General features: G+C 70.2%; 26 protein-coding genes and 1 tRNA gene. 15 read left to right on the forward strand and 12 right to left on the reverse strand.

Features of this window, described 5'->3' with window-relative positions:
* Positions 1 to 56: 56 nt before the first annotated feature.
* Entirely contained in the window at positions 57 to 761 is a 705-nt protein-coding gene (locus tag G6045_RS23725; RefSeq protein ID WP_165334090.1) for a flavin reductase family protein, read from the forward strand.
* Positions 762 to 774: 13 nt separating this feature from the next.
* On the opposite strand, the gene G6045_RS23730 is transcribed toward G6045_RS23725, so the two are convergent.
* The 3 genes from G6045_RS23730 to G6045_RS23740 are packed head-to-tail and all read right to left on the reverse strand — an operon-like array spanning position 775 to position 2,711.
* A complete protein-coding gene (locus tag G6045_RS23730) occupies positions 775 to 1,278 on the reverse strand; it encodes a dihydrofolate reductase (protein ID WP_165334091.1) in 504 nt (167 codons plus the stop codon).
* Entirely contained in the window at positions 1,275 to 2,072 is a 798-nt protein-coding gene (locus G6045_RS23735) for a thymidylate synthase (RefSeq protein ID WP_165334092.1), read from the reverse strand. Before G6045_RS23735 ends, G6045_RS23730 begins: the two co-directional genes overlap by 4 nt.
* A gap of 42 nt (positions 2,073 to 2,114) precedes the next feature.
* A complete protein-coding gene (locus tag G6045_RS23740) occupies positions 2,115 to 2,711 on the reverse strand; it encodes a DUF4291 domain-containing protein (protein ID WP_165334093.1) in 597 nt (198 codons plus the stop codon).
* A gap of 118 nt (positions 2,712 to 2,829) precedes the next feature.
* Between G6045_RS23740 and G6045_RS23745 the strand changes: the two genes are divergently transcribed.
* The gene (locus G6045_RS23745) at positions 2,830 to 3,543 is read left to right on the forward strand and encodes a class I SAM-dependent methyltransferase (protein WP_328707877.1); all 714 of its coding nucleotides are present in this window, start codon (positions 2,830 to 2,832) and stop codon (positions 3,541 to 3,543) included.
* A 61-nt stretch (positions 3,544 to 3,604) separates the two neighbouring features.
* On the opposite strand, the gene G6045_RS23750 is transcribed toward G6045_RS23745, so the two are convergent.
* Both G6045_RS23750 and G6045_RS23755 read right to left on the reverse strand, forming a co-directional pair.
* A complete protein-coding gene (locus G6045_RS23750; protein ID WP_165334094.1) occupies positions 3,605 to 4,162 on the reverse strand; it encodes a pyridoxamine 5'-phosphate oxidase family protein in 558 nt (185 codons plus the stop codon).
* Between the two features lie 83 nt (positions 4,163 to 4,245).
* Positions 4,246 to 5,715: an MFS transporter gene (locus G6045_RS23755; protein ID WP_165334095.1), complete on the reverse strand. Its 1,470-nt coding sequence runs from the start codon at positions 5,713 to 5,715 to the stop codon at positions 4,246 to 4,248.
* A gap of 106 nt (positions 5,716 to 5,821) precedes the next feature.
* On the opposite strand from G6045_RS23755, the gene G6045_RS23760 reads away from it, so the two are divergent.
* The 4 genes from G6045_RS23760 (at position 5,822) to G6045_RS23775 (ending at position 10,481) form a co-directional block, all read left to right on the forward strand.
* Entirely contained in the window at positions 5,822 to 6,316 is a 495-nt protein-coding gene (locus G6045_RS23760) for a MarR family winged helix-turn-helix transcriptional regulator (protein ID WP_165334096.1), read from the forward strand.
* Positions 6,313 to 7,083 carry a nucleotidyltransferase domain-containing protein gene (locus G6045_RS23765; protein WP_328707878.1) on the forward strand — a complete coding sequence of 257 codons (771 nt, stop codon included), beginning with the start codon at positions 6,313 to 6,315 and terminating at the stop codon, positions 7,081 to 7,083. Before G6045_RS23760 ends, G6045_RS23765 begins: the two co-directional genes overlap by 4 nt.
* A 133-nt stretch (positions 7,084 to 7,216) precedes the next feature.
* Positions 7,217 to 8,845 carry a translocation/assembly module TamB domain-containing protein gene (locus G6045_RS23770; protein WP_165334097.1) on the forward strand — a complete coding sequence of 543 codons (1,629 nt, stop codon included), beginning with the start codon at positions 7,217 to 7,219 and terminating at the stop codon, positions 8,843 to 8,845.
* 121 nt (positions 8,846 to 8,966) lie between these two features.
* Complete coding sequence (locus G6045_RS23775; RefSeq protein WP_165334098.1) at positions 8,967 to 10,481, forward strand: MFS transporter; 1,515 nt, start codon at positions 8,967 to 8,969, stop codon at positions 10,479 to 10,481.
* Between the two features lie 44 nt (positions 10,482 to 10,525).
* On the opposite strand, the gene G6045_RS23780 is transcribed toward G6045_RS23775, so the two are convergent.
* The gene (locus tag G6045_RS23780; protein WP_165334089.1) at positions 10,526 to 10,783 is read right to left on the reverse strand and encodes a DUF5999 family protein; all 258 of its coding nucleotides are present in this window, start codon (positions 10,781 to 10,783) and stop codon (positions 10,526 to 10,528) included.
* A 472-nt stretch (positions 10,784 to 11,255) separates the two neighbouring features.
* On the opposite strand from G6045_RS23780, the gene G6045_RS23785 reads away from it, so the two are divergent.
* The 3 genes from G6045_RS23785 (at position 11,256) to G6045_RS23795 (ending at position 13,385) form a co-directional block, all read left to right on the forward strand.
* Entirely contained in the window at positions 11,256 to 11,987 is a 732-nt protein-coding gene (locus G6045_RS23785) for a DUF7873 family protein (RefSeq protein ID WP_165334099.1), read from the forward strand.
* Between the two features lie 16 nt (positions 11,988 to 12,003).
* Positions 12,004 to 12,102, forward strand: a tRNA-OTHER gene (locus G6045_RS23790).
* A gap of 377 nt (positions 12,103 to 12,479) precedes the next feature.
* Positions 12,480 to 13,385 (forward strand): bile acid:sodium symporter family protein, encoded by a 906-nt coding sequence (locus G6045_RS23795; protein ID WP_165334100.1) that lies wholly within the window; start codon positions 12,480 to 12,482, stop codon positions 13,383 to 13,385.
* On the opposite strand, the gene G6045_RS23800 is transcribed toward G6045_RS23795, so the two are convergent.
* On the reverse strand, positions 13,349 to 14,785 hold the full coding sequence (locus G6045_RS23800) for a WGR domain-containing protein (protein ID WP_165334101.1): 1,437 nt from the start codon (positions 14,783 to 14,785) through the stop codon (positions 13,349 to 13,351). The genes G6045_RS23795 and G6045_RS23800 overlap by 37 nt on opposite strands.
* A 153-nt stretch (positions 14,786 to 14,938) precedes the next feature.
* Between G6045_RS23800 and G6045_RS23805 the strand changes: the two genes are divergently transcribed.
* Together G6045_RS23805 and G6045_RS23810 are read left to right on the forward strand one after the other, a co-directional pair.
* On the forward strand, positions 14,939 to 16,300 hold the full coding sequence (locus G6045_RS23805) for an amidohydrolase (RefSeq protein ID WP_165334102.1): 1,362 nt from the start codon (positions 14,939 to 14,941) through the stop codon (positions 16,298 to 16,300).
* A 193-nt stretch (positions 16,301 to 16,493) separates the two neighbouring features.
* On the forward strand, positions 16,494 to 16,676 hold the full coding sequence (locus G6045_RS23810; protein WP_165334103.1) for a hypothetical protein: 183 nt from the start codon (positions 16,494 to 16,496) through the stop codon (positions 16,674 to 16,676).
* Positions 16,677 to 16,718: 42 nt separating this feature from the next.
* Here the strand turns inward: G6045_RS23810 and G6045_RS23815 are convergent, their stop codons facing one another.
* From G6045_RS23815 to G6045_RS23825, 3 genes are all read right to left on the reverse strand, one after another.
* Positions 16,719 to 18,605, reverse strand: coding sequence for an ABC transporter ATP-binding protein (locus G6045_RS23815; RefSeq protein WP_206344104.1), 1,887 nt, complete (start codon positions 18,603 to 18,605; stop codon positions 16,719 to 16,721).
* Between the two features lie 255 nt (positions 18,606 to 18,860).
* Positions 18,861 to 19,274, reverse strand: coding sequence for a hypothetical protein (locus G6045_RS23820; protein WP_165334105.1), 414 nt, complete (start codon positions 19,272 to 19,274; stop codon positions 18,861 to 18,863).
* Between the two features lie 3 nt (positions 19,275 to 19,277).
* Positions 19,278 to 19,721, reverse strand: coding sequence for an ATP-binding protein (locus G6045_RS23825; RefSeq protein WP_328707879.1), 444 nt, complete (start codon positions 19,719 to 19,721; stop codon positions 19,278 to 19,280).
* Positions 19,722 to 19,942: 221 nt separating this feature from the next.
* Between G6045_RS23825 and G6045_RS23830 the strand changes: the two genes are divergently transcribed.
* The 3 genes from G6045_RS23830 (at position 19,943) to G6045_RS23840 (ending at position 22,063) form a co-directional block, all read left to right on the forward strand.
* Positions 19,943 to 20,803, forward strand: coding sequence for a helix-turn-helix domain-containing protein (locus G6045_RS23830; RefSeq protein ID WP_165334107.1), 861 nt, complete (start codon positions 19,943 to 19,945; stop codon positions 20,801 to 20,803).
* A gap of 47 nt (positions 20,804 to 20,850) precedes the next feature.
* Positions 20,851 to 21,108, forward strand: a complete 258-nt coding sequence (locus tag G6045_RS23835) for a DUF397 domain-containing protein (RefSeq protein ID WP_165334114.1) — start codon at positions 20,851 to 20,853, stop codon at positions 21,106 to 21,108.
* A gap of 133 nt (positions 21,109 to 21,241) precedes the next feature.
* Positions 21,242 to 22,063: an SAM-dependent methyltransferase gene (locus G6045_RS23840; RefSeq protein WP_165334108.1), complete on the forward strand. Its 822-nt coding sequence runs from the start codon at positions 21,242 to 21,244 to the stop codon at positions 22,061 to 22,063.
* A gap of 25 nt (positions 22,064 to 22,088) precedes the next feature.
* Here G6045_RS23840 and G6045_RS23845 read toward each other — a convergent pair whose 3' ends face one another.
* The gene (locus G6045_RS23845) at positions 22,089 to 23,090 is read right to left on the reverse strand and encodes an SGNH/GDSL hydrolase family protein (RefSeq protein WP_165334109.1); all 1,002 of its coding nucleotides are present in this window, start codon (positions 23,088 to 23,090) and stop codon (positions 22,089 to 22,091) included.
* An 89-nt stretch (positions 23,091 to 23,179) separates the two neighbouring features.
* A complete protein-coding gene (locus tag G6045_RS23850; RefSeq protein ID WP_165334110.1) occupies positions 23,180 to 24,667 on the reverse strand; it encodes a glutamate synthase subunit beta in 1,488 nt (495 codons plus the stop codon).
* 189 nt (positions 24,668 to 24,856) lie between these two features.
* Between G6045_RS23850 and G6045_RS23855 the strand changes: the two genes are divergently transcribed.
* A partial coding sequence (locus G6045_RS23855; RefSeq protein WP_165334111.1) for a D-2-hydroxyacid dehydrogenase family protein occupies positions 24,857 to 25,789 on the forward strand: 933 nt, incomplete at its 3' end.

Genomic DNA, 25,789 nt, shown 5'->3' on the forward strand with positions numbered 1-25,789 from the left:
CTGTCGGCCGGTCGGTTCGGCGGGTACCGAAATATCCCCGCCCTAGCGTTCCCCGCATGACCACCGCAGCGGAACGCACCGCCTCCCACCAGCCGATCTCCCCCTCGTCCGGCTCCCATGTGCCGATACCCCCGTCGTCCGGCTCCCACGTGCCGATCTCCCCGTCCATCCTGTATTTCGGTACTCCCGTCGCCCTCCTGACCACCGAGAACCCGGACGGCACCGACAACCTCGCCCCGATCTCGTCGGCCTGGGCGCTGGGCCACACCCTCGTCCTGGGTATCGGGGCCGAGAGTCGTACCGCGGCCAACCTCGCCGACCGTCCGGAACTCGCCGTCAGCCTTCCCTCGCCGCAGCAGTGGGCCGCGGTGGAACGGCTCGCTCCGCTCACGGGCGCGCACCCGGTCCCCGCTTCCAAGCGCGCCGTCTACCGCCACGAGCCCGACAAGTTCGGTGCGGCCGGTCTGAGCCGGCTGCCGTCGCAGGCGGTGCGTCCCGCCCGGGTGGCGGAGTGCCCGCTGCATCTGGAGGCGAGGGTGCGCAGCCTGCGGCCCGGCGGTCCTGACGACCACTTCCGGATCGTCGAGTGCGAGGTCGTACGCGTCCACGCCGCACCCTCGATCGTGCTGCCTGGCACGGAGCACATCGACCCCTCCCGCTGGAGCCCGCTGCTCTACAACTTCCGCCACTACTTCGGCCTCGGCCCCGAACTGGGCCACGGCTTCCGCTCGGAGACCGCGACGGGCTCTCAGCGAGAGTGAAGCGGGCCGGCCGTCACCGGGTGTAGCGGCGGATGCGGTAGCGCACCCCGGACGTGGAGGCCTGCCAGCCCGCGTCCTCGGCGACCTGCCATGTCGGGTCCAAGGACGGGGCGTAGGCGTCGCCGTCCACCGCCGAGTCGATCTCCGTCACCGAGAGCGTCGTGGCGTACCCCAAGGCGGCCCGGTAGATCTCCCCGCCGCCGATCACCCAGGTCACACCAGGGGCAGCCTGCTCCGGCGACCCGGCCGCGAGGTCCAGCGCCTCGGCGATGGACCCGGCGCGCTCCGCACCGTCGGCCGCCCACTGCGGATCGCGCGTCACGACGATGTTGCGCCTGCCGGACAGCGGTCGGAACCGCGGCGGCAGCGAGTCCCACGTCTTGCGCCCCATCACCACCGGGTGACCGTGCGTGGTCGCCTTGAAATGCGCCATGTCCTCGGGCACCCGCCACGGAATCGCGTTGTCCGCGCCGATCACGCCGGCAGGGGTCTGCGCCCAGATCAGCCCGACGTTCACACGGCCACCTGGGCCTTGATGGCCGGGTGGTGCCGGTAGTCGAGCACTTCCACATCGGAGTAGGCGTAGTCGAAGAGCGAGTCCGCCTGGCGCAGCCGCAGGCGGGGGAACTCGAACGGGGTGCGCGAGAGCTGCTCGGTCACCTGCTCGACATGGTTGTCGTAGATGTGGCAGTCACCGCCGGTCCACACGAAGTCGCCCGGTTCGAGGCCGACCTGCTGCGCCACCATGTGCGTGAGCAGGGCGTAGCTGGCGATGTTGAACGGGACTCCGAGGAACAGGTCCGCGCTGCGCTGGTACAGCTGGCAGGAGAGCTTGCCGTCGGCGACGTAGAACTGGAAGAAGGCGTGGCACGGAGCGAGCGCCATCTTGTCCAGCTCGGCGACGTTCCAGGCGGACACGATCATCCGGCGGGAGTCAGGGTCCTTGCGCAGGGTGGTGAGGACCTCGCTGATCTGGTCGATGTGCCGGCCGTCCGGGGCCGGCCAGGAGCGCCACTGCACGCCGTACACCGGACCGAGCTCGCCGTTCGCGTCGGCCCACTCGTCCCAGATGGTGACGCCGTGCTCGTGCAGCCAGTCGACGTTCGAGTCGCCGCGCAGGAACCACAGCAGCTCGTACACGATGGATTTGAGGTGCACCTTCTTGGTGGTGACCAGCGGGAATCCCTGCGAGAGGTCATAACGCAGCTGGTGTCCGAAGATACTTCGGGTGCCTGTGCCCGTCCGGTCGGCTTTCGCCGTTCCGCTGGTGAGTGCCAACCGCAACAGGTCTTCGTACTGGGTGTCCGCCACGGGCGACGAGTCTACTGGCCGCTCACCCGCACACTCACCAGCTCAGGCCCGCAGTCGGGCGAGGAGCTCGTCGCCTGCCGGGTAGAGCGGCTCGTCGGGCAGCAGTGCTGCCGCGGCGTCCAGCTCCCCTTCCCGGACGAGGGAGTGGATCGTCCGCGCCGTTTCCGTGACATCGCGGACGGAGACGAGCCACTCGTCCGCATAGCGGCGCGCTGCTTCCCCCGACAGACCCAGCTGGAGCGAGCGGTACGGCAAGGGCTGCAGCCGCAGGTCGCGCTCGGGATCCCACTGCACGCGCGCCGGCGCCCGCTTCAGTTCCCGCTGCCAGGAAGCCCGGTCCGGGTGCAGACCGCGCACATAGTGCGACAGACAGGCGTTGGCCAGCGCCCACTCGAAGCCGTCCCGCCGTATCTCCACGGCGAGTACCGTCTCCTGCCCTTCCTTGGTGCCCCAGCCGCAGCGGTACATCATCCACAGGAACGACGGCTTGATCCAGGTCATCCGCTCCCTCTTCCACGCGGCGGGGAACCGCCCGTCGCGGGCCGTGGGCAGCCCGAGCGCGGGGGAGTAGGCCTGGTAGACGGTGACGGTCTCGTCGGTGTGGCGGGCTCTGATGACCTTCGGATCGGTTCGTTGCATGGGGTGAGGGTGCCGTGCGCGGAGATCGGGAGCGAATGGATTTGGGGTGCCTGAGCGAGACGTCGCGCCGGAGAATGGGGCGGTGCCTGAGCGAGACGTCGCGCCCGAGAATGGGGCGGTGCCCGAGCCGACTTCCCTGCCCGACCGCCTGCTGCGGGATGATCAGCTGGCGGGCCACTCCGTCGTCGCCAACAACGCGATGAATCGCGAGCGGGTCCTGACCGGGGTGAACAGCTACGCACGTGAACTCGGCTTCGACCCCGGCACGTTCCTGGCCGCGCGAGGCAAGGCCACCGCCTGGCTGGACCTGTGCAGCGGGGAAGGGCTGGCGCTGCGGGAAGCGGTCCGCACAGTGCGGGGCGGCACATTCACCGGGGTGGATCTCGTCGGACCGATGCGGCAGGCCCCATGGCCCGCGGGGCTGGAACTCGTCACCGCCGATCTCACCGTCTGGGCTCCGCAGCGGCGCTACGACCTCATCACCTGTGTCCATGGGCTGCACTACATCGGTGACCGGCTCGGGCTGCTCGCGCGGATCGCCACCTGGCTCACCTCCGACGGACTGTTCGTTGCGCACTTCGATCCCTCCACGGTGCGGGTGCGGGGCGGTGGGGACTGGGGCGGTGGTGACTCCTCACGTGCGGTACCGGCGGCGCTGCGGAGAGCCGGCTTCGCCTACTCCGCCCGGCATCACCGGCTCACCCTCAAAGGGAGCCGGCCCGTCGAACTCCCCTTCCGCTATCTGGGCGCCGACCCGGACGCCGGCCCCAACTACACGGGCCAGCCGGGTGTCGCGGCGTACTACGCGCCGCGGCACGGAACCGGAGACTGACCCGGGTCCGTGCTGCGGCGCGTCGTACGGGCCCGGTGGCTGGGCCGGACCCACGCGCGGCTCAGGCCTCCACAGGTATGTCAAGGGACGTGCCGTACAGCCGGGAGACCCGCAGGCGGATCACCACGCGGCGCTCGTCCACCAGTTGTTCCAGGAAGCCCTGTTCGTCGGCCGGGTCGCTGAACCCCGGGGTGAGGGAGAGGAGTTCGCGCCCCACTTCGTCGCCCGGGGCCGTGGTCGGGGCGGAGACCTCGGCCTCGCCCTCGGCCACCGCGAACGACCAGTTGCCGGGGCCGGAGACGTGCAGGGCGGCGTGCGGATCGGCCTGCACCTGGCGGACCTTGAGGCGGTCGGCCGTCGTGGAGATCCGCAGGATTCTCTCCTGCGGATCCCAGTGGTGCAGGACGGTGGACAGGTGAGGGTGTCCCGTGCGGCGCACCGTCGCCAGGACGGAGAACTGCTGTGAGCCGAGGAGTTCGGACAGCTCACCGTCGGTGAGGACCCGGGGCGCCGGTCCGGAGGCGGGCTTGCGCGAGACGGGCTTGCTCGAGGCGGTGGCGGACTCGGCGGTGGCGGCGGATGTACGGGAAGTGGTGGCGGTGGTCGGGCGGCCGGTCATGGTGATCTCCCTGGTGAGTTCGGTGTGAAGCGCGGAGTGCTGCGTAAGAGCGGAGTGCTGCGCAACAGGTGCGGGCGGAGCCTTCAGGCCGTGACGTGGACCGGGGCGGTGCGGGACGCGGACGGTGCCGGAGCGTCCGCCTTGCGCACCACGGCGTACGCGATCACGAACGCCGCCACGAGCAGCCCCGTCCCGATGGCGAACGCCAGGTGATAGCCGCTGGTCAGGGCCGACGCCTCGGAGGCACCCTCCGCGAGGCGGGAGTCGGTGCGGGAGGCCGCGAGCGTGGACAGGACCGCGACCCCGAGCGCCATACCGATCTGCTGGGTCGTGTTGAAGACTCCGGACGCCAGACCCGCGTCGGACTCGCTCGCTCCGGACATCCCGAGCGAGGTGAGCGCGGGCAGCGCGAGCCCGAAGCCGGCCGCGAGCAGCATCACCGGCAGCAGGTCCACGGCGTAGTTCGCACGCTCAGGAAGGCGAGTCAGCAGCACAAGCATGGCTATCAGGAGCGTCAACCCGGCGAGCAGCACCCGCCGTTCACCGAAGCGCGTGTTCAGCCGGGCCGAGACGCCGAGGGAGACCACGCCGATCACCACGGCCGCGGGCAGCATCGCGAGGCCGGTCTCGGCGGCACCGTATCCCCGTACCTGCTGGAGATAGAGCGCGACCAGGACCTGGAAGGAGAACAGCGCCGCCACCATCAGGATCTGTACGAGGTTCGCGCCGGTGACCTGGCGGGAGCGGAAGATCCGCAGCGGTACGAGCGGGGTGCGGGCCTTCGTCTGACGTACGGCGAATGAGGTCAGCAGGAGCACGGACAGGGCGCCGAGGCCGAGCGTGTGGACCGAGACCCAGCCGTACGACTCGACCTCGATGACGGTGTAGATGCCGAGCATCAGACCGGCCGTGACAAGGAGCGCGCCGAGGACGTCCGCACCGGCCGCGAAGCCGAGTCCGCGGTCGCGGGGGAGTACGGCCGCGGCGAGCACGAGCGAGGCGAGGCCGATCGGGAGGTTGATGAAGAAGATCCAGTTCCAGGTGAAGGCATCGGTGAGCACACCGCCCACCACCTGGCCGATGGACGCACCGGCCGCTCCCGTGAAGCTGAACACCGCGATGGCGCGGGCCCGTTCACGCGCCTCGGTGAACAGCGTGATCAGAATGCCGAGGCTCACCGCCGCGGCCATCGCGCTGCCCACGCCCTGCAGGAAGCGGGCCGCTATGAGCAGCGCGGGGGAGGTGGCGAGACCGGCGAGGAGCGAGGCCGCGGTGAAGACCCCGGTGCCGTACAGGAACATCCGGCGGCGGCCGAGGAGGTCGCCGAGCCGCCCGGCGAGCAGCAGGAGGGAGCCGAAGGCGATCAGATACGCGTTCACCACCCAGCTCAGCCCGGCCGGTGTGAAGCCCAGATCGTGCTGTATGGCCGGCATCGCCACCGTGACGATCGAGCCGTCGAGCACGATCATCAGCGTCCCGGTCGCCACCACGGCGAGCGAGAGCTGCTTCGTCCTTGCTGAAAGAGCTTGGGAAACACGCGAGTTGAAAGACATGACGCACTCCGGTCATCGACTTGGTCGCTGTCGTTGAAAAGACCGTAGCAGATAGTTCCGTTGCAGACGATCCCTTTCGGATCGGATTCTCGGTTATGCTGAGGCCATGACTGCGATGTCCCCGCCCACGCGTACGGAGCCGGACCTCTCCTACCTGCTCGATTACGGCGGCCACGCGCTGCGCGCCCGGATGGCGGCGGCGCTCGCCGAGATCGGCATCACGGCCCGGATGCACTGCGTCCTGGTCCATGCGGTCGGCGCGGAGCGCACGCAGGCGCAGCTGGCCGAGATCGGCGACATGGACAAGACGACGATGGTCGTCACGGTCGACGCCCTGGAGAAGGCGGGCCTGGCCGAACGGCGTCCGTCGAGCACCGACCGCAGGGCTCGGATCATCCAGGTGACCGAAGAGGGCGCCCAGGTCGCCGAGCAGAGTCAGCGGATCGTCGACTCGGTGCACCGCGAGGCGCTGTCCGCGCTGCCCGACGACGAGCGCGAGGTCCTGATGCGGGCGTTGAAGCGCCTGGTCGAAGGCCATCGCGCGACGCCTGCGGAGGCCGCGCTCAACAAGGTGGTCCGCAGGGCGAGGCAGCGCTCGTGAGCGAGCGCCCGACCGGCACGATCACGGACGAGCGCTTCCCCTCCCATGTGGCCGAGCGGCTCGCCGCCCTTCCCGGCGTCCAAGCCGTCACGCTCGGCGGCTCCCGCGCCCAGGGCACCCATACGCCGCAGAGCGACTGGGACTTCGCGCTCTACTACCGCGGCACGTTCGACCCCGAGTACCTGCGCGCGGTGGGCTGGCCCGGGCAGGTGTCAGAGCTGGGCGGCTGGGGCGGCGGGGTGTTCAACGGGGGTGCGTGGCTCACGGTCGAGGGCCGCGCCATCGACGTGCACTACCGCGACCTGGACGTCGTCGAGCACGAGCTGGCCGAGGCGCGCGCGGGCCGCTTCCACTGGGAGCCGCTGATGTTCCATCTCGCGGGCATCCCCAGTTACTTGGTCGTCGCCGAGCTCGCGGTCAACCAGATCCTGCACGGCGAACTCCCGCGCCCCGGCTACCCGCCGGAGCTGCGCGGCCGCGCGCCCGGTGTCTGGCGCGAACGCGCGGCCCTGACCCTCGGCTATGCGAAGGCCAACTTCGCCCCGCGCGCCCAGCCGGCCGAGGTGGCGGGCGCGATCGTCACGGCGGCGATGTACACGGCGCATGCGGTGCTCGCCGAGCGCGGGGAGTGGGTCACCAACGAGAAGAGGCTTCTCGGCCGGGCCGGTCTGCGCGCGGTCGACGCGATCGTGGCCGGGGTGCGGCCGGACGCGGAGGCGCTCGTGGCCTCGGTGGACGAGGCGGAGGCGCTGTTCGCGGCGGTGTGAGGGCGGCTGCGGCGGCGAGGCCGAGGTGCCGCACGCGGTGGTGGGGAGCGGCTTCGGTCAACGCGCCGGGTTCAACCTCCCGTACGGCGAAGGCTGTTGACAGCGCACTGCCGCCCAGGTCACAGTCCCGCGAATGGAACCGAGCGACCTGACCCCTGCCGAAGCACGCGTCTGGGCGGCGTTCCCGCGCGGCACGGCGCTGGACTTCCGTACCTCCGTGGACGAGGACATCACTCTCGGCGCCGGCTGGGGCCCGGAGCGGACGCTGCGCGCGGAGGTGCTCACGAAGCTGCTGCTCGACGGGCCGCGGGAATCCGGGGAGATCCCGGCTCTGCGGGTGGCGGGAGCGCGGATCGCAGGGCGGCTCGCGCTCCTGTACGGGCAGGTCGAGTGCACGGTCAGCCTGCTCGGCTGCCACCTCGACACGGAGCCGCTGCTCTTCGGGGCGCGGATGCGGCGGGTGTATCTGGGGGAGTGTGTGCTTCCGGGCCTGGCCGCCGGCACGGCGGTGTTCGACGGCGATCTGTCGCTGGAGAACGCCAGGATCAGCGGCGCTGTATCGCTCACCGGGGCGCAGATCGGCGGATCGCTGACCCTGGACGGTGCGGTGCTGGGGGAGGTGGGCGGTACCGGCACGGAGGAGGAAAGGACCGGTACGGTTCTCGAGCTGAGCCGCGCGAACATCGCGGGCGCCCTGTCGGCCCGTTCCCTTGTGGCCCACGGCGAAAGCCGGCTGGAGTCGCTGACGACAGGCGGCGAGATACGGCTGGACGCCGCACAGTTCATACGGCCGGGCGAGATGGCGCTGCGCGCGGCGGGACTCCAGGTCGGCACCTTCCTGAGCGCGGTGGGCATGGTCGCCCGGGGCGAGGTCCGGCTCTACGGGACCACCGTGGGCTCCACGCTCAATCTCTCGAACGCGCGGCTCGACAACCCCACGGACACGGCCCTGCACGCCTCGAATCTGGCAGTGGGTTCGGACCTGAAGGCGCCCGGCATGACGGCGCACGGCCGCATCAACCTCCGCGGTGCGCGCATCCCCGGCCAACTGGACCTGACCCAGGCCACCTTGAAGCACCCCGGCAACACGGCGCTGCGGGCATCCGGCATGGTGATCGGCGAGCTGTGGCTCCGGGGAGCCACCCCCATCGAGGGCGCGGTCGTGCTGCGCCGCTCCCAGATCGACCTGCTGCACGCCGAACCGGAGGTCTGGCCCGACCAGGTCCGCCTCGACGGCCTGACCTACACCACCCTCGCCCCGCATGAACCGGCCGCGCGCCGGCTCCCGCTCCTGGCCCGCGACACCGACGGCTATGTCCCCTTCTCGTACGAGCAACTCGCCCTCGCCTACCGCGGAATCGGCGACGACGACGCGGCGCGCACCGTCCAGCTCGCCAAGCAGCGCCGTCACCGCGCGACCCTCCCGCCGTACGCGAAGGCCTGGGGGTACCTCCAGGACGTCACCGTCGGCTACGGATTCCGGCCGGTGTGGGCCGCGGGCTGGCTGTTCTCGCTGCTGCTCACCGGCTGGATCGCGTACGAGGTGCGGCCGCCGCGTGCCCTGAACGCACAGGAGGCCCCGGAGTTCTCCCCGTTCTTCTTCACGCTCGATCTGCTGCTTCCTCTCGTCGACCTGGGGCAGGAGAGGGCGTATGCACCGACAGGGGCGATGCAGACGCTGTCGTACGCGCTGGTTCTGGCCGGATTGGTGTTGGCGACCACGATCGCGGCCGGGGTGACGCGGACGATCAGCCGGCAGTAGTGCAGTAGTGCAGTAGTGCAGTAGTGCAGTAGTCAGGGACGGTCGGACCGTGTGGCGCGTGACCCGTACCGGACCGTGGCGGCGAGTGGCCACGGCCCCGGCGCGCCCGCATAATCCGCATATGGCCGCTGCCGCCGATCCCGCCTCGCTCCGCACCGGCACCGCCGCCGGCCGCTGGGTGCTCCTCACCACCGTGCTCGGATCGACGATGGTGCTGCTCGACTCGACCGTCGTGAACGTGGCACTCCGCAGGATCGGCGACGACCTCGACACGGATCTGGCCGCCCTGCAGTGGACCGTCAACGCCTACATGCTGGCCCTCGCCGGGCTGATCCTGCTCGGCGGGGCGCTGGGCGACCGGTTCGGGCGACGCAGGGTGTTCGTCATCGGGGTCGTGTGGTTCGCGGCCGCCTCGCTGCTGTGCGGTCTGGCGCCCGACGCGGAGGTGCTGATCGCGGCGCGGGCCCTGCAAGGTGTGGGCGGCGCGCTGCTGACGCCCGGGTCGCTCGCTCTGATCCAGGCTTCGTTCCATCCCGACGACCGGGCGGCCGCGGTCGGACTGTGGTCGGGGTTCGGCGGTGTGGGCGCGGCGGTCGGACCGTTCCTCGGCGGATGGCTCGTGGACGGTCCCGGGTGGCGCTGGGTGTTTCTGCTCAATGTGCCGCTGGCCGCGCTCTGCGTCCCGGTCGCGCTGCGCCATGTACCGGAGTCCAAGGGCGGTCAGGCCCACGGCCGCTTCGACATCACCGGCGCGGTGCTCGGTGCGCTCGCCCTCGCGTTCCTCACGTATGCGCTGATCGCGGCGCCCGACCACGGGGCCTCCGCGGTGGTCGTCGGATCGGCGCTCGCAGGCGTCGCGGCGGCCGCGGCGTTCCTCTACGTCGAGCGGCACAGCCGCGAACCGATGATGCCGCTCACGGTCTTCGCGTCCCGCCAGTTCAGCGCGGTCAATCTGGTGACCCTCTGCGTCTACGGAGCGTTCGGCGGCTTCTTCTTCCTGTCCGCGCTCCAACTCCAGGTCGTCACGGGCTATTCGGCGCTCGCGGCGGGTACGGCACTGCTGCCGACCACGATCCTGATGCTGCTCTTCTCGGCCCGCTCCGGGGCCATCGGCCAGCGGATCGGTCCACGACTTCCGCTCACCGCGGGCCCGTTGCTGTGTGCGGCGGGCATGCTCCTGATGATGCGGGCGGGTCCCGATGCCTCGTATGCGCTCGATGTGCTGCCGGCCGTCCTGGTGCTCGGCCTCGGCATGGTCACGCTGGTCGCTCCGCTCACCGCGACCGTACTGGCCTCGGTCGTCCAGTCCCGTGCGGGCCTCGCCAGCGGGATCAACAACGCGGCGGCCCGGGCGGCCGGCCTGATCGCGGTGGCCGCGCTGCCGCTGCTGGTGGGGATGGGCCCCGAGGCGTATCGCTCGGCGGCCGAGTTCAACAGCGCCTTCCGGCTTGCGATGCCGCTGTGCGCGGCACTGCTTGCGGCCGGTGCGCTGATCGCCTGGCTTACGGTTCGCAATCCCGCCCTGGTGAAAGGCGAGCCGGAGCCGTGCCATCCGGAGTGCCAGACGCACTGTGCGCTGGACGCTCCGCCGCTGGAGAGCGGTGGTGCAGGGGGCGGTGGCACCGAGAAACGGTGACTTCGCCGCGCCGGTACAACGTACAGATCAAGCGGTCGTACGGCTCAGGCGGCGGCCGAGACGATCCGCTTGGCGTGCGACGTTGCGGACATCGGCCCCCCGGGCTGCGAGGGGATCAGGGTGAGGGTCGGACGGTGCGGCGCCACGATCTCCCCGCCCGGCAGCAGCTCCCCGGTGTCGTCGAACAGAATCGTGCCGTTGCACAAGCGGCTCCAGCCCTGCTCGGGGTGGGAGGCGACGACGCGTGCGGCCTCGCGGTCGGGGCGGTCGGCGGTGGGGCACGAAGGCTGGTGAGTGCACATGATGTAGCTCCGTATTCTGGAATTTCTGGAATGACGCCTGCTCCGGTTCTTCTTCTCTGGTGACGCTCTGGGCGCCGGTCCTGCGGTCGCTTGCTCTGGTCCGTTGGTTCGATGATGGGCTCCGAACGTCCCGGTCCTGTCACCGGTAATGACCGGCCGGGCAACGACAACTCATCGGCCCTGCACGGGGATTCGTCGCCGGTTCGGATTCGTCTTCCGAACTGCTTCCATTCTGGCAGCCACCACTGACAATCGATCTTGAAGCTTCCACGAGTGCAAACACCTCACCCGCTGCGGCATCCCGCCCGGCTCGGCGGCTCCTGTGGGCCGGCTTAACGTTCCGTGGGGGCTCGGGCAGGCAGGTTGCGTACGTACGTGCTGGGTTTCGGGGTCATGATCGCGAGTGTTCCATGGCCGTGGAGGCGTGAATAACCCGTCGAATTCCTGGTGTTCAGGTTGCTACCTTGCCCACGTGGCGAAACTCAATCAGATCATCGCAGTGGAGAAGGGCGTCAAGTCCAAGTCCCATCAGGACCTGACCGCGGCTCATCACGGGTTGCAGAAACCGGCGTTGCTGTCCGGCATCGCCCGTACGTACCAGCCCAAGGACGAGGAAGGCGAGCAGCTGCCGCCCGAGTCGACGCGGGTGCAGGTGCAGGCCGAGGACGTGCTCCGGGAGACCGCGGCGACGCTGACCCGGCTCTTCGATGTGACCGCCACCAAGGACTGGGCGAACTGCAGCGCGAAGGCCGATGTCACCGTCGACGGCCGGGTGTTGATCGCCGGCGTCCCCGTGTCGTATCTGCTGTTCCTCGAGAAGCAGCTCACCGATCTCAACACCTTCGTACGCAAGCTGCCGGTCCTCGATGCCGCGGAGTTCTGGGTACGGGACCCGTCCACGGACGCGTGGAAGACCGAGCCCGTACGCACGGTGCGGACGAAGAAGGTGCCGCGCAACCACGTGAAGGCCGAGGCGACGGAGAAGCACCCGGCGCAGGTCGAGGTGTACTACGAGGACATCCCGGTGGGGTACTGGACCACCGTCAAGTTCTCGGGTGCGCTGCCCGCCCAGCGGGTCAATGAACTGCTGCAGCGCGTGGAGAAGTTGCAGCAGGCGGTGAAGTTCGCGCGCGAGGAGGCCAACGGCGTCGAGATCACCGACCAGCGCGTCGGCGACGCCGTGTTCGGCTACCTGTTCGGGTAGCCTCAAAGACTCCCCGGCCGTGGAAAGCGGTCGGGGTGCGCGAGGAGCGCAAGCTGAAACTGAAGCTTGTCGTGACTGCGCGGTTCCAGTGGAGGTTCGAGTCCTCCCCGCGGCACAACAGGCCCTCCGTACGGGGGCTTTCGGGCCGCGGTAGCCCAACCGGCAGAGGCAGACCGCGATCAATCTCAGACTCTTGCTCCAGACTCAGCATCCGCCACCCATCGCCGGATCGACCGGGCCCGGGCCCCGGACGTCGAAATGCCGGTTCAACTCCGGCCCGCGCAGCTCGATGCGCGGTGGTCCAAAGGCAGGACGCGGCGACATCAACCTGACCCGGGCCCTCAAGCGTGCCGGCGTGCACGTGGGGTGGCACCACCAGGGCTCGGGGGCCGGCTACGCCCTCGGGCCCGCTCCTCTTCCCGCGCCCGTACCCAGGGACTCCTCGCCCCGCGCCCATGGACTCCTCACCCCGCACCCACCACCCTGACCCCCATGGATTCCGGCCTCGTCACCATCCTCGTGCCCATCGTGCTCGCGGTCATCATGTTCGGGCTCGGGATGAGTCTGAGCGTGGGGGACTTCGGGCGGGTGCGGGAGTATCCGAAGGTCGTCGTCGCCGCGCTCGGGTGTCAGCTGATCGTGCTGCCCGCCGTGTGTTTCGGGCTTGTGGTGGCCTTCGGGCTGAGCGCCGCGCCGGCCGTCGGGATGATGCTCCTCGCCGCCTCGCCCGGCGGGACCATGGCCAATCTGTACAGCCATCTGTTCGGCGGGGATGTCGCCCTGAACATCACGCTCACCGCCATCAACTCCGTCCTCGCCGTGTTCACCCTGCCACTCGTGGTGAACCTCGCGGTCGGGTACTGGGATGTCGAAAGTGATGACGGCGGCAGCGTCGGGCTGCAGTTCGGCAAGACGCTGCAGGTGTTCGCCCTCGTGCTGATTCCGGTGGCGGTGGGCATGGTCGTACGGGCCAAGCGCCCCGGATTCGCCGAGCGCGCGGAGCGGCCCGTCAAGCTGCTGTGTCTGGTGATCTTGGCCGGGGTGATCGTCGCCGCGCTGCTCGCCGAACGGTCCAACGTGGGGGAGTACCTCGCCGAAGTCGGGCCCGTCGTCGTGCTGTTCAGCTTCATCTCCCTCGGCACCGGATACCTCGCCGCCCGCGGCGCCGGCGCCGGTCATCCGCAGGCCGTCGCGGCGTGCATGGAGATCGGGATGCACAACACCTCCCTGTCCCTGACCATCGCGCTCAGCCCGTCACTGCTCGACAGCACCGAGATCGCCGTGCCCAGCGCCGTGTACGCGATCCTCATGTACTTCACCGCGGGTGCGGCCGGACTGCTGCTGCGCAGGGTCGGTGCCCGTCAGACCAGTCGGCGTATCTCGCCCCGTACGCGATAGAAGCCGCCCGCCGCCGGGTGCAGCGCGTCGACCACATAGCGGGCGCCGGCCTGGCGGATGTCGCGCGGGAACTGCACGTTCCACGTCGGCTCATAGCCGGCGGTGGCCACATGGACGCGCAGCCGGCTGCCGTCCTGGACGCACTCCACGATCACGCCGTGCGCCGGAGCGACGCTCACGGTGGCCACCTGGGTGACCGCGGTCGCCGGGGTGTAAGTGGGCGTGGCCGCCGAGTACTTGATGTCGACCGCCGTCGGCACCGAGCCCGAGCGGGCCGCCGCGATCGCCGACTCGGAGGCGTCCACGCAGACCAGGGAGCCGTCCGTGGTGACCATGTAGAGCTTCCCGTCGAGGTACTGCATGGACAGCGCCGAGCCGCCGCCCGTGCCCAGCTTCCACAGCCGGGTGCCGTCGGAGGAGAAGCAGTAGACCGAGGACGCGTTGTCCCCCGCGAAGACATGGCGGCCGTCCGGGGAAGTCGCGCACGAGTACACCGGGTCGTCGCAGCCGTAGGTCGCCTCGATCGCGCCGGTCCTCTTCGACAGGCGCTGCACCGTACGGCGGGCTGTGCCCGCGTACACCGAGGTGTCCTCCTGCCAGCCGAACAGGACCGCGCCCTGCGTCGGCGTATGCCACAACTCACGTCCGCCGTCCGGCGCATAGGCCGTCACACCGCCCGCGTGGCCGTGGTAGACCGCGTGCTCGTCGGCGCGCACCATCCAGGCGTGTGCGCCGTGCGACTTACGGGACCACTGGTACTCGTCCTCGTGGTCGATCACCGTGAGGCCGCCGTCCCGGTCGGACACATCGAGCACGCCCTCGTGGATGTCCAGCCAGAAGATGTCGACGTCGGCGGCGATGTCGTACGCGGCGAACGGGAGCTTGGACGACAGGTCGTACACCTTTCCGTCGTCGCAGCCCGCATAGATCCAGAAGTCGTCCGCCACCAGGCACTTGACGCCGTCCGGCAGCGCATAGTGGGCGAGCACCTCGCCGCCGTGGCTCAGGGTGTACACATCGCCCGACTGGTTGCCCACCCAGCAGCGGTCCTCGTCGATGTGGATGCCGAAGGCCGCGGACCCGGTGCGGAAGCGCCACAGGACCGGGGCCACCGAGCGGGCGCGGGACGGCGCCGAGGCGACCTGACGGCGCGTCACGGCACGGGGCGCGCGCAGGCCCTGGACCGCCGGTGCGTACCCCTTGCGTACCTTCTCGCCTATCTTCTTCGCCGCGGCGGCCTGAGCCTTCTGCACCGTCGGGAAGGTCGAGGTCTGCACCTGGCCGCTCGCGCCGATCCGTCCATAGCGCACCGAGACGACCGTCCCCTCCACGGTCACCTCATAGAACTTGTGCGCTCCGCCGCCGTCTTGGGACAGCTCCAGATACGTACGGTCCCCCATCGCACACCTCTCCCCAGGTCCGGGCGCGGCGCCCCACCGGCGTTCGCGGCCACGAAGAGAAATCTACGGTCCGGCACTGACAATCGGCTGGTCGCGCTTCCGGCACCCGGTCGCGCCTCCGGTACCCGCCCGCACCCCCGCTACCGTGACTCCATGACCACGACCGCCGCCCAGGCCCCCGCGGATCTCGTCATCTCCCCCTGCACCGCCCTCGTCCACGACGAGCGGGAACAGATCGCCTTCCGCCCCGACTGCGCCGTCGTCGTACGGGAGGGAGTCATCGAAGCCCTGATCCCCGCCGCCGCAGCGGCCGCGGTCGAGGCGCGGGAGCGGATCGACGCCGGCGGGCAGCTCGCCCTGCCCGGGTTCATCAACTGCCATACGCACGCCCCGATGGTGGCGCTGCGCGGAATCGCCGAGGACCTTCCCGTGGAGGAGTGGTTCAACGACTGGATCTGGCCCATCGAGTCCCGGCTCACCGCGCGCGATGTGACGCTGGGGGCGCGTCTCGCGTGTGCGGAGATGATCCGGGCCGGGGTGACCTGTTTCGCCGACCACTACTTCGCGATGGACGAAGTCGCCGATGTGGTGGCCGAGACCGGGCTGCGTGCCCACCTCGGCTGGGCCTACTTCTCCTCCCAAGGGCCAGAGGGAAGGGAGCGTTCCCTGGACTTCGCCCTGCGCCGCCGAGGTGCGGCCGACGGCCGGATCACCACCGCGCTGGCCCCGCACGCCCCGTACACCGTGACCGCGGACGATCTCGCGGCCACCGCCGAACTCGCCCGCGCACACGGCCTGCCCGTCCATCTGCACGCCGCCGAGAACCGCGCCCAGACCGACAACTCGCTGGCGCAGGAAGGCCGCACGCCCATCGAGGTGCTGCACCGCGCCGGTCTCCTGGACACCGACCTGCTCATCGCGCACGGCACCGGCATCATCGAGCCCGACCTCGATCTGCTCGCCCACGCGAGCGGCCGGATCGCGGTCGCGACCGCGCCACGCGGCTATATGAAGTTCGGCTGGGGCACGACGCCCGTACGGGAACTCGCCGCCCTCGGCATCCCGGTCGGCCTCGCCACCGACGGCGCCGCGTCCAACAACACCCTCGACGTATGGGAGGCGATGACGCTCACCGCCCTGGTGCAGAAGCACACCACGCGCGACCCGCGGTGGTTCACGGCACGCCAGGCGCTGCACCACGCCACCCTGCAGAGCGCCCGCGCCCTGGGGCTCGGCGAACGGATCGGTTCGCTCGCGCCGGGACGCAGGGCCGATCTCGTTCTGGTGGACCTGTCGGGGCCGCATACGCAGCCCGTGCACGACCTGGCGGCCACCCTGGTGCACAGCGCACGCGCGAGCGATGTGACCACAACCGTCGTCGACGGGCGGGTCCTCATGCGCGACCGCCGGCTCCTCACCGTCGACGTGCCCGCCACGGTCGCCGAACTCACCGGCCGGCTGCCCGCGCTCACGGACCGCAGCCATGGGCAGCGCATCCAGACGTACGACGGCTGAAGGTGCTCGGTCGGCACGCAGGCACACAGGCGCGCAGCCATGACCGGTGATCGACCGGACTTATGTCGCGTAATGCATCAACTTCGTGTCGGGTACGTCACGTTGGGCACCTTCCACCCGCCCGGCGGTGTCTTTCCCTGTGATTCTTCGTTGCGCACAGATGTCGCAACACGAAAGAGCACGGGGGTGCTCCATGAACACACGTAACGGACGAGTGGTTCTCCGCAGCTTCCCGGCCGGCGGTCCGCGCGGGTCGTGGCCTGCCGAGGAGTTCGCCCAAGCACGCCGCCTCGAGGGCGAGACGGCCGAGGTCGTGATGGACCTCGCCTCGGACGCCTTCCTGGTGGTCCAGCGCGGCCGGGAGGGCCTCGAGTAGCCCCGCGGGCGGCCGGCTGCCCGCGGGGCGGGCAGCCGGGCCTCACTCCGTGACCGCGTCCCGCGCGAACTGCTGTGCCTGCAACCCGTACAACTCCGCGTACACACCCCCGCTGTCCAGGAGTTCCTGCGGCGAACCCGACTCCACAAGGCGTCCGCCCTGCAGCACATGCACCAGATCCGCATGCCGTACGGACGCGAGGCGGTGCGTGATGAGGATGACCGTCTGGCCCGAGCCCGCCAACGCCCGGATACGGTCGAAGACTTCGAGCTCCGCGCGGGCGTCGAGGGCCGCCGTGGGCTCGTCCACGATCAGGATTCCGCCGCGCCGGTAGGCGGCCCGGGCGATCCCGAGCCGCTGCCACTGCCCGCCCGACAGCTCGTGGCCGCCGGTGAACACCCGTACAAGAAGGGTCTCCAGACCGTGCGGGAGATCGGCCACGACCTCGCCCGCACCCGCCTCGCCCACCGAGCGTGCGAGCCGCTCCTCCGTGAGCTCGGCGGACGGACGGCCGATGGCGATGTTGACCTTCGCCGTGAACGGCCACCGCTTGAAGTCCTGCGCCAGCATGGCGATCCGCTCGGCCAGCTGCTGCCGGTCAGCCCCTGCCGTGTCCACGTCGTCCCACCAGATCGTGCCTTGCTGAGGGGCGTAGAGACCGGCCAGGAGCTTGACGAGGGTGGTCTTGCCCGAGCCGTTCTCGCCGACCAGAGCGATGATCTTTCCCATGGGTATCGAGAGCGTGATGTCGTCGAGCGCCGGGCGTTCCTTGGCGCTCTTCGGGTAGCGGAAGGTGACCTTCTCGAAACGGATCTCCCGTGGTTCCGCGGGCAGTTCGGTGCCTCCGACCGGCACAGTCCGGTTCGAGGCCTCCTTGTGCATCCGTTCCAAGTCGCCCACGAACAGGGCGTTCTCATGGAGTTCGGTGACTTCCAGGACCAGCGTGTTGAGGTTCGCCGAGCCGGTCCGGATCGCGATCACCGCAGTGCCCGCCACGGCCAGGGACATCGCCCCGGTCAGGAGCAGGGCGCCGAGCGTCGTGTACGCGGCGGCCGTGGCGATGCCCGTCCAGGCGGCCGCGACGAGGCTGGTGCCGGCCGCGAGCCGGGCGAGCCGGGTCTGCTCGGTCTCGGCGGACTGGGACATGGCGCGGAAGTGCCGCAGCAGAAACGGGCCGACGCCGTGCACCCGGATCTCCGGCGCCGCACGGGCCTCGGTGAGCAGACTGCTGAGCAGCCGGCCCGCCCGCGCGTGCTGCACCCAGGCGTGGAAGGAGCGGTAGCGCCTGCGGGCGTTGGTCAGCGCGGACCAGGCGCTCGGCAGCGTCATCGTCACCAGAAGCGGAAGGAGGAGGGGGTGCAGCACGGTCAGCACCCCGGCCGCCGCGACGAGGGAGATCCCCGCGTTCATCACGCGCGTGGCGAGCGAGACCATCCGGCGGGCCGAGGCCGCCCCGTACTGCGCGGTGTCGAGCAGCTTGTGGAACGCGTCGTCCTCGATCGCCGCCAGCTCCACCGAGGCCGCCCGCTCCAAGTACTGCTCGGTGGCGACCCGTTCGACCTTCGGCTCGAGGCGGCCGGTGGCGTACAAAGAGGCCGAGCGGAGCAGCGCCGATACGGACAGGACGCACGCGACCGTGATCAGCGCCGGTACGGCCTGGCGCAGCCGCTCCTCCATCGGGGCGTCGCCCATCAGACGGCCGAGCACGCTGTTGACCGCGAGCAGGCTCACGGCCTGGGCGAGTCCGCGGCCGAGCTCCGCCGAGACCATGACACGGGCGGCTTGGCGGTCGGCGCCCCACGCGAGTCTGAGGCTCGAGGCGATCAGGGCGGGGAAGCGGCGGACCATGGCCCTGAAGTCCAGCTCCAGGGCTGCCTCTTCGTGCTTGGCCCAGCCGGTGTCGTAGCGGAGCGGCCCGCCGAAGAGCAGACGTTCCGAGTCCGAGGTCGCGTCCGTCGACGCCTTTTCCTGTGCGGTCGGTGCGGTAGTCCTGGCCCCCCAGCCGAGTCTCACTCAGACCTCCGTTCGGATCAGGAGGTCAACTATCGTCCGGAACAGGGGATTTGGGCAGGGCGTGAACCGGACGAGCCGCGAGCTCCTCACGAGCCCCCGACAGCCGCGAGCTCCTCACAAGCCCCCGACAGTCGCGAGCTCCTCACGAGCCCCCGCCAGTCCGGCCTTCGCCTAAAAGCCCCCGGCCTCCGCCGGCCGCATCCACACCGGCACCGTCCGCGTGATCCGGCACAGGGTCAGATACAGCGGGATCGGGGGTGTGTAGGGGGCGTCGCGCTGCGGCAGATGGATCAGCTGCGCACCTCCCGGAGTCGGGGGCACCAGCGCGCGGGCCGCGTACCGTACCGGTTCCGGCCAGTCCAGGGACTGCTGCGAATGCGAGGGCACGATCCACCACCAGCGGTCACCGGCCGCGTAGACACAGCCGACGCGGTTCATCCGGCCCATGACCTGCCGGCCGAGCTCCGCGGGCATCCCCACCGCGTCGCAGCCGAGCCGGGTCTGCATGCCCTCGGGCAGCGGCAGCGGTATATCGCTGAGGCGGCGGGCGAGCGAGGTGAGCCGGTCGAGAGTCATCGCGCGCATACGTCAGCCCACCTCCGAGACGGCAGTACGGGGAAGATCCGCCCAGACCTCGAGTCCCAGGCCCGCCTCCTGGGCGCCCCACGCACGGCAGAGCGCCTGCACAAGGAGCAGTCCCCGCCCGTGGTCCTCGTCGCCGTCACGCGCCGGGTGCGGCGCGAGCCGGTCGGGGCCGCAGCCCTCGTCTATGACCGCTATCCGCAGCAGATCCGCCGCGTGATCGTCACGCAGCTCGCAGACGATATGGCGGCTCGCCGTGTGCACCACGGCGTTGGTGACGAGTTCGGAGACGACGAGGGCGGCCAGGTCGCGGGTCTCGTCGCAGACCGCCCAGCCCAGCAAGCGGTCGTGCGTCAGCCGGCGGGCGCGGGGTACGGACTCGACGCCTGCCGGGAGCTCGAAACGGCAACGGCGGCCGAGCTCCGGTTGTGCTGCCTTACCGATAGCCACGCCGGTTCCTAACGGGGCGGACGGGTTCACGCCTGCCACTATCTCCCCGCCGTGAACACTTGGCAAGACGCACTCTGAAAATTGCAGAGTGCGGTGTTACACCTTGGAAGGCCGTGGCACACTGCTCGAACCGGTCGCGGCCCGCCCGCCCTGTAACGGGTCCAGCCGCCGCGATACAGGGCGCAGTTGCCGCCCTGCAGATCGAACCGAGTGAGGTAGACGTGAGCGAACCGCGGTCCGCTCCCACCGTGGGCCAGGTGGTCCTGGGCAAACGCCTCCAGGACCTGCGCGAAAGCGCCGGGCTCAAGCGTGAGGAGGCAGCCCGGGTGCTGCGCGTCGCGCCCGCGACGGTCCGCCGCATGGAGATGGCCGAGGTCTCCTTCAAGATCCCGTACGTACAACTCCTGTTGAAGGCGTACGGGGCCGACGAAGCCGAGACCGAGTCCTTCATCGAGCTCGCGGAGGAGGCCAACAAGCCCGGCTGGTGGCAGCGTTACCACGACATCCTGCCGAACTGGTTCTCCATGTACGTCAGCCTGGAGGGCGCGGCCACCCTCCTGAGGTCGTACGAACCGCACTTCGTGCCCGGACTCCTGCAGACCGAGGCCTACGCCCGCGAGGTGCTGCGGGCCGGCTCCCTCGGCCGCCCCAACGAGGAGGAGATCGACCGGCATGTGGCGCTGCGCATGCAGCGGCAGCAGCTGCTCGACGGGGACGATGCCCCCCGCCTCTGGGTGATCATGGACGAGACCGTCCTGCGCCGCACCGTGGGCACGCCCGAGGTGATGCGCGAACAGCTGGACCGGCTCATCGCGGCCACCAAGCTGCCCAACGTGACGCTGCAGATCGCGGAGTTCTCCGCGGGACACCACCCCGGGACCTACGGACCCTTCGTGCTGTTCCGGTTCGGGGTACCCGAACTGCAGGACATGGTCTACGCCGAGTATCTGACCGGTGCCGTCTACCTGGACCGGCGCGCCGAGGTCGTCACCTACCTCGAGGCCATGGACCGGATGGCGGCACAGGCCGCGTCGGCGCACCGTACGAAGGAGATTCTCAAGACTCTGCGCAAGGAGCTCTGATGGGTCAACTGTCCGCGAACGGGGGCCGGATGGAGTCCAAGATGACCATGAGGACCACGAAGGGCGACGAGGCCCGGATATACAACGGGATGCCGGCGCGCGAGCTGGGCTCCGAGGGCTGGCACAAGCCGTGGAGCGGAGGCAACGGAGGCAACTGCGTCGAGGCGATGAAGCTCGCCGACGGACGCGTCGCCATGCGCCAGTCGAACGATCCCGACGGTCCCGCACTGATCTACACCCTGGGCGAGATCCACGCCTTCATCGAGGGTGCGAAGTCGGGGCAGGCCGACTTCCTTCTGTCGTGATGAAGCTTCCATCTGTCGCGATGCAGCCTGTCGTGAAGCGGCCTGCTGCTGTCATGATCAAAGTCAAGCGCATCGGAACCCAGCGCATCACGGGGCTCAACTCTCTCATCCATCACGGGACTTGGAGCGTCTTATGACCGGGCAAGAGGCGGCGGACCGGCAGGCCGCCGTGCAGATCGACACCAGCAAGCCGCATCCGGCCCGTATGTACGACTGGTTCCTGGGCGGCAAGGACAACTATCCGGTCGATGAGCAGATGGCCGAGCAGCTGCTCACGATCGACCCGCGCGCCCGCGAGTTCGCCCAGGTGAACCGGGCCTTCATGCGCCGCGCGATCCGCTGGCTCGCCGCGAACGGGGTGCATCAGTACCTGGACATCGGCACCGGGATACCCACGGAGCCCAACCTCCACCAGATCGCCCAGAAGGCGGCCCCCGAGTCGCGGATCGTGTACTGCGACAACGACCCGATCGTGCTCGCGCACGCCGAGGCGCTGCTGCGCTCGACGCCCGAGGGCGTCACCGAGTACATCCAGGCGGACGCCCGCAACCCCGAGGTGATCCTCGAACACGCGGCGAAATTCATCGACTTCGACAAGCCCGTCGCGCTCTCGCTGCTCGCCCTCCTGCACTTCGTCTCCGACGAGGACGGCGCGTACGAGCTGGTGGACCACCTGGTCGAGCGGCTCGCGCCCGGCAGCTATGTCGTCCTGTCACAGACCACCGGGGACTTCAACCCCGGGGGCGCGGACGAGGCACTGGAGCTCTACAAGGCGCGCGGCCTGGTCCTCGCGCTGCGTACGCGCGAGCAGTTCGAGCGGTTCTTCCACGGCCTCGAATTCGTCGAGCCCGGTGTCTCGCTGACGGCCGAGTGGCATCCGGAGCTGGGGGAGCGGGTGCCGGTGGCAGGCGACGAGCCCATTCCGGGGTACGCGGCGATGGCGCGCAAGCCTTGAGCGGCGAGGGCGCGTAAGCCCTGAATCACCGCGCCGTACGGGCCTCGCGGACGTGGTCGGCGACCGCGTCCGCGATCGCCTTGCTGTAGCGCAGGATGCCCGGTGAGCGCTTGGGGCACGGCCTCGGCGTCTGCGTGGTCGGGGCCAGACAGAAGTGCAAGTAGTCGTCGTCGCGGTGCAGTCGGGTGCTGTCGCCGTCGGTGCAGTACTCGGGGTGCTCGCGTTCGTACGGCGTGCACGGCAGCCGCTGCACATGCGTGTAGCGGTCGCCCGCGCGGCTCACCGCGGCGCCCGCGTCGGCGGTGAGGTCACCGGCCGCGGCGGCCTGCTTCTCGTACAGGCCGTTGACCCGGCGGATCCGGTCCGGGGACATCGGGTCGGGGCCCTGGAGCACCCAGATGATCGTGGGCCGCGCGATCCCCGCGTCGGCCGCGGCCCGCTCGATCTCGGCGGTCAGGGCGCGGATGTCGGCGGCATAGCGCTTGTAGTACGCCTCCGAGCCCTGCACGATGCTGCCCATACAGGGCGTATAGCCCCATGAGTTGCCCCAGAACTGCAGCACCACGACGGCCGGTTTCACCTCGCGGACGAGCGCGGCCGCTGTGTGCTGCGGCGGGACCAGGAGGCGGTCTTGTCCCCGCTCCAGATAGTCGCAGAGCGTGGTGCCGGAGTACGGGGCGTTGCGTACGGTGGCGGTCTTCTTGAGCAGGTCCGTGAGGACGAGCTGGTTCTCCATGGCCAGGGAGTCGCCCAGGTAGAGGGCGGGGACCGGGGCGTGTTCCTGTGCGGGTGGGTCCTGTGCTTCCTGTTCCGGCGGGTTCTGTTCGCTGTCGGCCGCGGGCTCGGGAGCGGCCCGGTCGGGCGGGGCGGCTTTGCCCTCAGGGGTACGGGAAGCAGGCACTGTGGGCGCCGCGGCGGCGCCCGAGGGGTCGGAGGCCACGAGCAGACGCCAGCCGAGCACGGCGACGGCGAGCAGCCCGAACACCGTGACGGTGATGGTCAACCCCGCGGTGCGCTTGCCTGCCATGGGACCCCCTGGCGCTGTCGCTCGGTGAGACGGACGCACCACGGTGACGGGTGCGGGCGCAGAGGTCCAGAGGAGGGGGCGCTTCCGCGTCACGCGGTCAGCGGGCGGTCCGTCGGACCGATCGGGGACGGCAGGGTGGTGCGGCCGGTGAGATAGCGGTCCATCGAGGCCGCCGCCGCGCGCCCCTCCGCGATCGCCCAGACGATCAGCGACTGTCCGCGCGCGGCGTCCCCCGCCGCGAACACGCCCGGCACCTTCGTCGCGAACTCAGCGTCCCGTACGAGGACTCCGCGCCCGTCGAGGTCCAGGGCGAGGGCGTCGATCAGCCCGTCGGAGCGGTCCGGGCCCGAGAAACCGAGGGCGAGCAGCACCAGGTCGGCCCGCAGGGCGCGTTCGCTGTCGGGGCGGGGGCGGCGTTCCGCATCGACCTCGACCAGATGCAACTCCCGTACCCGGCCCTGCTCGTCGCCCGTGAAACGCAGCGTCGACGCCTTGAACAACCGGGCGTCCGCATCCGCCTGCGGTGCCGTCGCCAGGTCGCGGGCCTCTTCGTGGGCGGCGGAGAGCCGGTAGATCTTGGGGTGGACGGGCCAGGGTTCGGCCTGCTCGTCGCGGTCGGCGGCCGGCTGCGGGTAGATGTCCAGCTGGGAGACCGAGACCGCCCCCTCGCGTACCGCGGTGCCGAGACAGTCCGCTCCGGTGTCGCCGCCGCCGATGATCACCACATGCCGGTCCTTGGCGGAGAGCGGGTTGGCGGGCAGATCGCCTTCGCAGACCTTGTTGGCGAGCGGCAGATACTCCATGGCCTGGTGGACGCCGTCCAGCTCCCGTCCGGGGAGCGGCAGGCCACGCCAGGCCGTGGCGCCGGTCGCGAGGAGGATCGCGTCGTAGCGCTTGCGGAGCTCGGCGGCGGTGAGGTCGCGTCCGACGGTCACCGAGGTGCGGAACTTGGTGCCCTCGGCCTTCATCTGACCGAGCCGGCGCTCCAGATGCACCTTCTCCATCTTGAACTCGGGGATCCCGTACCGCAGCAGCCCGCCGATCCGGTCGTCCCGCTCGTACACGACGACCGTGTGGCCCGCGCGCGTGAGCTGCTGGGCGGCGGCGAGGCCGGTGGGGCCCGAGCCGATCACCGCCACCACCTTGCCGGTGAGACGGTCGGGCGGCTGCGGTACGGCCCAGCCCTCGTCCCAGATCCGGTCGGCGATCGCGACCTCGACGTTCTTGATGGTGACCGCGGGCTGGTTGATGGCGAGAACACAGCCCGACTCGCAGGGCGCGGGGCACAGCCGGCCGGTGAACTCGGGGAAGTTGTTCGTCGCGTGCAGCCGGTCCGCCGCGGCCCACCAGTCGTCGCGGGCGACCAGGTCGTTCCACTCGGGGATCAGATTGCCCAGCGGACAGGCCTGGTGGCAGAACGGGATACCGCAGTCCATACAGCGGTCCGCCTGCTTGCCGATGATCGGGAGCAGCGCGCCGGGTACGTACACCTCCTGCCAGTCGTGCACCCGCTCCTCGACGGGGCGGCGCGGCCAGTCCTCGCGTCCGACGGTGAGAAAGCCCTTGGGGTCGCCCATGGCCGGCCTCCCTTGCGGCGGCTTCAGTGGTGGGGCGGTGGCGGTCGGTGTTTTCGTCACGATACGTCGGGTCTTCGGGCTCGGCACCATGCGCTGCACGGGGGTCTCGCGAGGGAGCGGAGATCTTCGTTTGTACGGTGGCGGAGCCGGCGTATCGGCCGGCGTAAGGCGGAACGGACTGGGGTGGCCATGGCCAGGTTGCGGTGTGCAGTGCTCGACGACTACCAGGGCGTGGCGGAATCGCTCGGTGACTGGTCGCGTCTCGCGGACGAGGTCGACGTGCGTTTCGTACGGCGTCATCTGGACGGGCCCGACGAGGTGGCCGCGGAGATCGGGGACTGCGAGATCGTGGTCGCGATGCGGGAGCGGACGCCGTTTCCCGCCGCCCTGTTCGAGCGGCTGCCCGCGCTGCGGTTGCTGATCACCTCCGGGATGCGCAACGCCTCCATCGACCTCGCGGCCGCCTCCCGGCACGGTGTGACGGTCTGCGGGACCGCGAGCAACTCCGAGCCGCCGGCCGAACTGACCTGGGCTCTGCTCCTCGGGCTTGCCCGCTCCGTGCCCGCCGAGGCGGGCGCGCTGCGTACGGGTGGTCCGTGGCAGTCGACGCTCGGTGCGGATCTGCATGGGCGGCGGCTCGGTCTGATCGGTCTCGGGAAGATCGGGGCCAAGGTGGCGCGGGTCGGACAGGCCTTCGGGATGGACGTGGCCGCGTGGAGCCGGAACCTGACGGCGGCACGGGCGGACGAGGTCGGTGTGACCCTGGCCGGGTCGCTCGACGAGCTGTTGTCGTCCAGCGATTTCGTCTCCGTGCATGTGCAGTTGAGCAACCGGACGCGCGGCTTGGTGGGTGCCGCCGAGCTGAAGCGGATGCGGTCCACGGCGTACCTGGTCAACACCTCGCGTGCCGCGATCGTCGATCAGGAGGCTCTGGTGCGGGCGCTGCACGAGGGCTGGATCGCGGGGGCGGGATCGGATGTCTTCGACACCGAGCCACTGCCGGCCGACCACCCGCTGCGCACGGCCCCGAATTTCCTGGGCCTTCCGCACCTGGGCTATGTCACCCGGCGGAACTACGAGGGGTACTTCACGGGAGCCGTCGAGGACATCGAGGGGTTCTTG

The organism is Streptomyces mesophilus, from assembly GCF_011044995.1.
GTDB classification, from domain to species: domain Bacteria; phylum Actinomycetota; class Actinomycetes; order Streptomycetales; family Streptomycetaceae; genus Streptomyces; species Streptomyces mesophilus.